At 45.3% G+C, this 3,015-nt stretch carries 4 protein-coding genes; all 4 read right to left on the bottom strand.

Going from position 1 to position 3,015, the window contains the following annotated elements; translation table 11 throughout:
• Positions 1-156: 156 nt before the first annotated feature.
• The 4 genes from AACS92_RS20780 to AACS92_RS20765 all read right to left on the bottom strand — a co-directional run bounded on the left by AACS92_RS20780 (position 157) and on the right by AACS92_RS20765 (position 2,524).
• Positions 157-330 carry a hypothetical protein gene (locus AACS92_RS20780; RefSeq protein ID WP_193757017.1) on the bottom strand — a complete coding sequence of 58 codons (174 nt, stop codon included), beginning with the start codon at positions 328-330 and terminating at the stop codon, positions 157-159.
• A gap of 43 nt (positions 331-373) precedes the next feature.
• Positions 374-565, bottom strand: a complete 192-nt coding sequence (locus AACS92_RS20775) for a hypothetical protein (RefSeq protein ID WP_099111999.1) — start codon at positions 563-565, stop codon at positions 374-376.
• A 101-nt stretch (positions 566-666) separates the two neighbouring features.
• A complete protein-coding gene (locus tag AACS92_RS20770; protein ID WP_099111998.1) occupies positions 667-1,659 on the bottom strand; it encodes a protein rep in 993 nt (330 codons plus the stop codon).
• 628 nt (positions 1,660-2,287) lie between these two features.
• Positions 2,288-2,524 (bottom strand): hypothetical protein, encoded by a 237-nt coding sequence (locus tag AACS92_RS20765; RefSeq protein WP_099111997.1) that lies wholly within the window; start codon positions 2,522-2,524, stop codon positions 2,288-2,290.
• Positions 2,525-3,015: the final 491 nt, after the last annotated feature.

The raw sequence follows: 3,015 nt of genomic DNA, 5'->3' as shown, positions 1-3,015 counted from the left end.
GCTACAAAGGACATCTTGTCCGCTATTCGACCCGGTTTTTTTCGCTGTTTAGTCTCGCGGTTTAACAAGATGATTTGTAGCACTGACTGCGTGCAGGCGGTGCTACAAATCACATCTTGTCCCGTCTTTGACTCTGTTTTTCCGTAAATTTCACGGTCACTTTTTTTTCAAATTTTTCGCAATCTTGAAACGGTTTTTCGTCAATTCAAAATCAGAATCAGGAACAACATGGTGATGAACGCGAGAAGGATCTGGTTGCAACTCGCCGTTCTCAATTAGCACCATCTCTTTTGCGCCACTCAGCAACTGTTGAAACAAATCTTCTTTCATAATTTTCTCAACTCAAAGTCAGAAAGATTATTCATGGCATCCCTCAGATATCATCATCGCTGAGAAAATAATTTTTCATCGTGGACAAACTTACGTTCAGATTGTCCGCCAACAACAGCATGAGCCGTTTCAATTCATGTTCATCAGGAAGGGATGAGGCAAATTCAGAAAATGCCTTTACGATATTTTCATGACGGGCAAGCGGGGGATATATGTTAGAGTCGCAGGTACTCATATCAACCTCTCTACTAGGTTTATGTGATAGAAACGCCTCAGACTCCACTCTGGGGCGTTTTGCTATTAGATCACCCGTCGATCTTCATGACAAGAGGTTATTTAATCTTGCCGCTTCCTGCCGTCTTTCTCCGGCCTGCGACGATAACGCCGTTCATCCACGCCCCACCCAAACGCCAGCCGTGAACCGTCGTCTTCCCCTTCCGCCATTTCATCCGCCCGAATCAGATCTTCGTTAGTTTCCTGATCCAGCTTCAGCACGTCTTTCAATGCGCCTCCAGTGGCAATAAAACGGCGCTTATGCGTCTGGCGGGTCAACTCCAGAAACCACGGCGGATCCGCGACCATATCGGCGGGCTTAGTTGAATATTTCAGAGTCTCAGATACAGCCCCGCGGAGTTGTTCAGCGGTCAGACTGGTGAGACTTTCCCCCTCTTTGGGGTGCTTAGGTTTGACCGCCCTAACATCGACATTCGGATCGTAATCAATCCGCAGGCAATCCCGCCACAGCTCCATCCAGCGATAATGCTTCACATAATCCCGACCGGAAAGCATCGACGGCGGCACCATCATCAGCGTATGGAAATGCGGGTGTGTGCTGCCATCCTTGCCACGAGTCACTTCGGTGGTACGTATCCAACCCTGAACAGGCTTAAATTCTTTACGAACTTTCAGCCGCTGAAAGGCTGCATTCATCAACGTCAGGGTATTACCAAGCTGTTCAATTGCACAGTTTCGCACGGTCAGCGTCAGGAACATCCAACGGGAATCAGGGTAATCCGCCACAATGCGTGGCAGGGACTGGTAAAAACGGGCTTGCCACATAAGGGATCGCCTCCATTGACAAACAGGACAATGCCGGACACGACAAAAATTCGCCTCTCGAAGCCTCAGGCGGCTTTCCCCGGTTTCCACAAACGTAGCCCACCCGAAACGCAATAAGCCGCCACAATCGCGCATACGCGCTGCATAGGCCTCAAATTCAGCCGCTCTTAGGTAAATCCCGCCGACATCATCGGACTGGCCTTTGTGGGTGTCCCAGGGCTTATCATTGGGACTGTAATCGGTCAGGAAGGGTTTATTAGCGTCTTGCATGATGCCTGCTCCATACTGGGCAGGCGCAGAAAAGATATGTTATCATCCTCTTATCACCTATAGGTTGTGCCACATTACACAGAATTTGCTAGGTGATCACGCCCCTGAATTGTTGACGCAATTGCAGGGGTAAATTTTTTGGAATTACTGGCGTTAAATTCTTTAACGGTACATAATTTCAAAGCACGATCACCAGCTAAAATAATATACACAAAGTCATTTCCAAGCAAATATAGCTCAAAGCCTTGCGTACCAACGCTTTCAGGGTAATTTCAATCCTAGAGTTATCCCTTAAGTATAAATACAAGGAACCCCACCCAAAAAAGCACCCGAAAACCACTAAAAATCCGCACCAAAAACCGAACAAAATACATAAATCGAAATGCCCGTTTTGACGTAATGATACCAGCTCCAACAAAGGGGCCGAAATTTAGGTTTTGTTTCCCCCCGAAACATAACTGCGATTCAGGGAAATATTAATTTCGCACGTACGAAACCACATAAGGGTTATAGCAAAGGCAGGATTCGCAAATTGCTGGCGTTTGGCATCAAAAAAAGAATAGAACGAAAACACTGTCAGATTTTTATCTGACAGTACGAGGAAAATCTATTTAGATATATAGTTTCATCAGCTACGAGAAGCAGAGCCGGATTCATATACAATAATTAAAATCGCATAAAGCACCAACGTAAAAAGTGCAATTATCCAATTAGCAATAGCGTAATTCTTTTTATTTATATTCGTGCTTTTTGAAAAGCTCCAATAAGTTAAAAACACCAAGTTAACAAGCGGAATCATTACTAAAATTATTGTCCAAACCCATTCCTTTACAGGAATAACAACCGTTCTATCATTCGTATCCATAAGTCACTCTGAAAAAATAAATTGAGATTTAATCATATCGAATTAAATAAAATGTATTCCCGAAGTTTAATTAAAAACTTATTTATTTTCCCCGCGATAAGATTATTTTGTCTTCGACCGGCCAGCTTTCGAGTCACAGACAGATCGCTAAAAGATGGCTTAGCAGGGATGAGGGGGTTCGCGTTCCCTGATTAAATCCCCCCTTGTATCGGCGGAGAAAAAACAGCTATCCCAGTGACATTGAATGAGCCGCCTTCCATGTCCTAACGGACATCTAAAACGCATTCCTTCCGGTGTTTTTCCCTTTCAATCTCGCCAGAAAAATAGTCTCGCGGGGTGTCGGGGCATCGCCCTGACCAAGATCTTTTTAGCAACGTCGGCGTGTCGGCGGTGCTACAAAGGACATCTTGTCCGCTATTCGACCCGGTTTTTTTCGCTGTTTAGTCTCGCGGTTTAACAAGATGATTTGTAGCACTGACTGCGTGCAGGCG

The organism is Xenorhabdus sp. KJ12.1, from assembly GCF_963876495.1.
Lineage (GTDB): Bacteria > Pseudomonadota > Gammaproteobacteria > Enterobacterales > Enterobacteriaceae > Xenorhabdus > Xenorhabdus stockiae.
The sequence above is the reverse complement of the archived record's forward strand: the minus strand, read 5'-3'. Positions and strand labels throughout refer to the sequence as shown.

Coding starts and splice junctions, on each gene's coding strand:
- AACS92_RS20780 (WP_193757017.1), bottom strand. CDS start 330: ATGAAAGAAGATTTGTTTCAACAGTTGCTGAGTGGCGCAAAAGAGATG.
- AACS92_RS20775 (WP_099111999.1), bottom strand. CDS start 565: ATGAGTACCTGCGACTCTAACATATATCCCCCGCTTGCCCGTCATGAA.
- AACS92_RS20770 (WP_099111998.1), bottom strand. CDS start 1,659: ATGCAAGACGCTAATAAACCCTTCCTGACCGATTACAGTCCCAATGAT.
- AACS92_RS20765 (WP_099111997.1), bottom strand. CDS start 2,524: ATGGATACGAATGATAGAACGGTTGTTATTCCTGTAAAGGAATGGGTT.